We start from the raw sequence: 4,563 nt of genomic DNA, 5'->3' as shown, positions 1-4,563 counted from the left end.
TATTGTCAACAAGGTGGGGCAAGATCTTCATACTGAGAATTGCTGAAGGCGCGTTTCAGTTCTTGAGCCGGAGGGTTGCTTTGGATAAACTTTTCAAGGGAAGTCATGGCTGCTCGGTACCGTTGTTGCTCTTTCTTCTATTCTCCCCTGTTCATAAGCTATTTGTAATTGCTGTATCCTGTCATATCCTGAGCCATCACCTGAAATATACCGAGATTTACTGTAACGACAGATAGTAGACAGCTCGATAGAGTGAAACTAACGGATGAAGAACGTTTCTTTATCTTGACCCCGTCAACGACTACTACGTGATTGGTAAGGAGAGCCCATAGTGTGTCAGCTTCTGCCATTTGATCAACGTGGTCAACCAGGGCTCCCAGGGGCGTGGTTCCGGCCCATCCCGATCCAGTGGGGGGACAGCCCCCTCTATGACCGCAATCGAATTCAACCCTTTGCCATGATTACTCCCCAGTACGTGCAAATGATGGCTGCCTACAGCCAGTGGCAACACGAGCAGCTCTTGAGCCGCTGCGACCAGCTTGCGAGCCATGAGCTAAGCCAAGACCGAGGCATGTTCTTCGGCTCCATTCTGCATACCTTAAACCACATCATTCATGTGGATTTGGCCTTGCACAAGCTGATTCACACCCAGCAGTTCGCCAACTTTGATCCGCGTGGCTTACCGTTTCCTGACTACACCCAGTTCAAGCGAGAGCGTCAAGCATTTGATCAGCAGCTTCGGACTGAGGCGGCAATTTTGGAGCAACCCTGGCTGGATGAAACGCTGAAGATTTGGAGCGATCGCCTCCAACGTCATCGTCACCTGTCGCGGGGTCTGTTTTACGTCCAGTTGTTCAACCATCAGACTCACCACCGCAGCCAAATTACTTCCGAACTGCACAAATTAGGCATCGATTACGGCAATACAGATGTGCCCTTTAATCCTTATTTCGAGTTCTAAAGGAAACGAGGAATTGACACATTCGCCCTTGTCATCGTCAAAGTTCTATCAAGCAGCAAATCCCGATGAATGACTTTTACGATCGCCTTGCTCCCTTCTATTCCCTCATCTATGAAGATTGGGATGCGGCCATTGCCCAGCAAGCTAACCAGTTATCCCACTTGATTCAGCAAAACTGGGGCACTGAGGTTAAAACTGTGCTGGATGTCTCCTGCGGCATTGGCACCCAGACCTTGGGACTGGCGGCGCTGGGGTATCAGGTCACCGCCTCCGATTTGTCAGCAGGGGAAATCCACCTGGCTCGGCAGGAGGCTAACCGACGCAGGCTCAACGTTCCCTTTTCGGTCTGCGATATGCGCCAGGTTGATCAGCACTATGCCGAAACCTTTGATGCCTTAATTTCCTGCGATAACTCAGTCCCGCACCTACTCACAGACGCTGCAATTCTTCAGGCCTTGCAGGCTTTTCGCAACTGTATTAAACCTGGCGGTGGCTGTCTGATTACCCTGCGAGACTACGACCGTGAACCCCGTGGTCGAGGGATTGTCAAACCTTACGGCCTGCGAGAAATTAGCGGTAAGCGCTATTTGTTGTTTCAAGTGTGGGATTTTGATGGCGATTGGTATGACCTGGCGTTCTACTTCCTGGAGGAGGATCGACAAACGCAGCAGGTACAAACCCATGTCATGCGATCGCGCTACTACGCCATCCGTCCCGATCACCTGGCGCAGCTCATGGAGAAGGCGGGATTCGTTCAGGTGATGCGCTTAGATAATCGGTATTTCCAGCCCGTCATCGTAGGTACCCAACCTTTGATTGCTTAAAGACCATGAACCCATTCCGACTGACACTCATATTCGCGACTATCTTCAGCGCCCCCATGGGCGGCCTCATAACTGCTCCAGCCTTAGCACAGCCAATGCTGATCGCCGATCACCCGATTCGGTTACCGACAGAGGTTAATTCTCCTACTGGACAAATTCAGTGCCATGCGGTGATCGAGGCAGAAATCGAGGCTCAGGCGATCGCTGCCGATGTGGAGTTTGTCTATCCTCAGCTGCGATCGGCTGAGTTTCTCAACGTACCGATCAGACTGGCAGAGCCAGGGGCTGAATCTACTGTCCAAAAGGCTTGATTCAGCACTGCTGGGGAAGACAGCTATTGGACGGTTCCCGTTGACCGTCTCGATAATCGGGCGTTTGCGCAGCAGGAGCTTATCGAGCAGCGGCATCAGGGCGTTTTTCATGGTCTTGCGACGTTTGGTAATCAGCTCTAGACCCCGCTCAAAGAGCGACTCAAAGAGCGCCTGCGAAATATACCCTCGGTCTCCAAACAGCTTTCCGACCAGGTCTTTAGTCATGTCGGGAACGGGCTTACGGTCATCAGTATTGCCCGGCGTCAGGGCAACGGTCAGCAGTTCACCGTGGTCGTTAATGATGAGGTGTAACTTAAAGCCGAAGTACCACCCCACCGACGATTTGCCCCAACCCGCCAAGCCCTTGAACGTCTTGTGAGTCTTGGCCCGCTTGATATGGCAGACCGCGACCGAGGTGGAATCGATGAAACTGATGCCGGTGACCTTGCCAAAACAGCACGTGTTTAGAAAGCTCACTAAAGCCATAAAGCTCCAAGGCATGAGTTCGATAAACCGTCCGTAGCTCACCAAGTTGGGAAAGGCGTCCCGCCAGTCAGGCAAGACCTTCTGGTTGTAAAAATCCTTAAACGTTCGATAGCCCGAGCCATGGAAGGCGATGACGATAGTCATCACGTCGCTGATGCTCAATCTAGACTGATAGGCTTTCGGCTGCCCGTCGCACGGCAGTCGCGGGATAGCTTGTTCACAGAGCCGCTCAAACTTACGATAGACGTCGTCAACGTCGCAGAAGAGTTGGGTCAGGTCGAGGCGCGCTAGACTCAAAGACATGGCTGAGGGGCTTAGAATTCGATACTTTGAGCGTAACCCTCAGCCTTTCTTTCAGCACTTTATTACTTGTCGAACTCAGGTTAACTAGTCCTTGCGCTGCTATAGCTGTAGAGCTGAGCCGCAGAGCTGTTGTGCTCAGCCAGTGTTGTGACCACGGCCATGGCCTGGGCGCAACCTGGCCCCAGATCACCATACTGCCGGGGCACGATCAGCGGTAACAGCCCAGCCCGGCGCAGGCATTAAATTTCGTCGGTAGGAACTCCAGGCTGGGCCTCCCGTGCCTGCACGGTTTGGACGAGGGTTTGGGCGACTTTGGCGGCGATCGCGGTGTAGTCTGTGTCCAGGGCGGTTTTTACAGTATTGCGATCAAAGGTAACGGTCATAGCACTATCTCCTGAAGGGGTGAAGTAGTTAAACAAAACAAGACGATTTCTGTCTACGACTCTGTCTGTGGATGTGGCCATACCGACCAGCCTTATCGGGGCGGCTCAACCTTAGTTCAGCAAAGTTCAACCTTGCTGAAGAGCCTCTAGCGGCGTTGATTTTCCGGTGGGGAAGCCTGAGGCCGGTCTAAGGTTAGGGAACCCCAGCTAGATAGGGTTTGAGTAGAAGGGCCGGGTTGCCAAGGACGATCGCTGCCGAACGCCGCTCGCGTCTTCGGCAGTCTGGCTACTAACCCACAGAGTTGACACATGGCTTTATCCCTTACGAATCACGTAGTAGTCGTTCATGGCGTCGTGAGGCAGGGCTTTCATCTCAATCGCGGTAAACCCCGCCTGAGCCAACATTTCAGCCGCCTTTTCACGACCCCACATGGTGCCGAGGCCCATGCCCCCTTCAGCCAGTGACACCGTCATGCAGTGCATACAGGACACGGTGTAGAGAAAGGGCGCAACGGGATGGTCTAAATTGCCGCTAACCTCGCTGGCGGCGCGAATATCCTGCATCAGGTACAGGCCGTGGGGGCGCAGGGCGTTGTGGATGTTGCGCAGCACGCGATCGGGGTGGGCCTGGTCATGGATGGCGTCGAAGGTGGTGATCAGGTCGTAGCGTTCTGCCTCTTGGAGGTCGGTCACGTCTTTAACCTGGAACGCCACATTGGTGAGACCGTGGGTCTGGGCTTCGGCGGTAGCCACGGCGATCGCCTGGGCCGAAAAGTCATAGCCCCAAAACCGACTGGCAGGGAACAGCCGCGCCAGCTTATTCATCGCTCGACCGCTGCCGCAGCCCACGTCCAACACGTCCATGCCCCGCTGGAGCCGCTCGATTAACCCCGGCACTAGGGGCAAAATGTGGTCTTCCAGCGCTGCTACAACGGTTTGACCACTGTCTTCGGCCATCACTTCATGGAAGCGACCAAAGGCGGAGTAGGGCACGCCGCCACCAGCCTTAAAACAGCCCACAATCTCACTTTCCACAGTGGCCAGGCCGACCGTGTGCTGAAAGAAGGTGGCCATGTTATCAGACTGGGCTGCACGAGTTAGAAAGGCCGCGTGCTCAGCGGGCAGGCGGTACGTTTTGACAGCGGCATCATACTCTACAATTCGGCCCGTGGTTAGGGCGTTGAGCCATTCGCGCACGTAGCGCTCTTGCAGCCCAGCGGCGTCGGCAATCTGCTGACTGGTGGCCGGGGGCAAATCGGCCATCGCATCAAACAGACCGGTGCGGTGGCCGACCG

The 4,563-nt window shown here is 54.5% G+C and carries 5 protein-coding genes; 2 read left to right on the top strand and 3 right to left on the bottom strand.

The window, feature by feature from the left end; all coding sequences use genetic code 11:
- The first annotated feature begins 457 nt into the window (after nt 1–457).
- Nucleotides 458–961 (top strand): DinB family protein, encoded by a 504-nt coding sequence (locus V6D20_12975; GenBank protein HEY9816693.1) that lies wholly within the window; start codon nt 458–460, stop codon nt 959–961.
- Nucleotides 962–1,026: 65 nt separating this feature from the next.
- Nucleotides 1,027–1,785 carry a class I SAM-dependent methyltransferase gene (locus tag V6D20_12970; GenBank protein ID HEY9816692.1) on the top strand — a complete coding sequence of 253 codons (759 nt, stop codon included), beginning with the start codon at nt 1,027–1,029 and terminating at the stop codon, nt 1,783–1,785.
- 122 nt (nt 1,786–1,907) lie between these two features.
- Here the strand turns inward: V6D20_12970 and V6D20_12965 are convergent, their stop codons facing one another.
- The 3 genes from V6D20_12965 to V6D20_12955 form a co-directional block, all read right to left on the bottom strand.
- Nucleotides 1,908–2,885, bottom strand: coding sequence for an IS982 family transposase (locus tag V6D20_12965; protein HEY9816691.1), 978 nt, complete (start codon nt 2,883–2,885; stop codon nt 1,908–1,910).
- Nucleotides 2,886–3,124: 239 nt separating this feature from the next.
- The gene (locus tag V6D20_12960; GenBank protein HEY9816690.1) at nt 3,125–3,268 is read right to left on the bottom strand and encodes a hypothetical protein; all 144 of its coding nucleotides are present in this window, start codon (nt 3,266–3,268) and stop codon (nt 3,125–3,127) included.
- A 315-nt stretch (nt 3,269–3,583) separates the two neighbouring features.
- Nucleotides 3,584–4,563, bottom strand: a 980-nt coding sequence (locus tag V6D20_12955; protein ID HEY9816689.1) for a class I SAM-dependent methyltransferase, incomplete at its 5' end; no start/stop codon positions are given.

This window comes from Candidatus Obscuribacterales bacterium (genome assembly GCA_036703605.1).
GTDB lineage: Bacteria > Cyanobacteriota > Cyanobacteriia > RECH01 > RECH01 > RECH01.
This window is presented reverse-complemented; position numbering and strand designations above follow the sequence as displayed.

What these genes read in the sequence shown, in the direction of transcription:
- V6D20_12975 (HEY9816693.1), top strand. Translation starts at nt 458, where the DNA reads ATGATTACTCCCCAGTACGTGCAAATGATGGCTGCCTACAGCCAGTGG.
- V6D20_12970 (HEY9816692.1), top strand. Translation starts at nt 1,027, where the DNA reads ATGAATGACTTTTACGATCGCCTTGCTCCCTTCTATTCCCTCATCTAT.
- V6D20_12965 (HEY9816691.1), bottom strand. Translation starts at nt 2,885, where the DNA reads ATGTCTTTGAGTCTAGCGCGCCTCGACCTGACCCAACTCTTCTGCGAC.
- V6D20_12960 (HEY9816690.1), bottom strand. Translation starts at nt 3,268, where the DNA reads ATGACCGTTACCTTTGATCGCAATACTGTAAAAACCGCCCTGGACACA.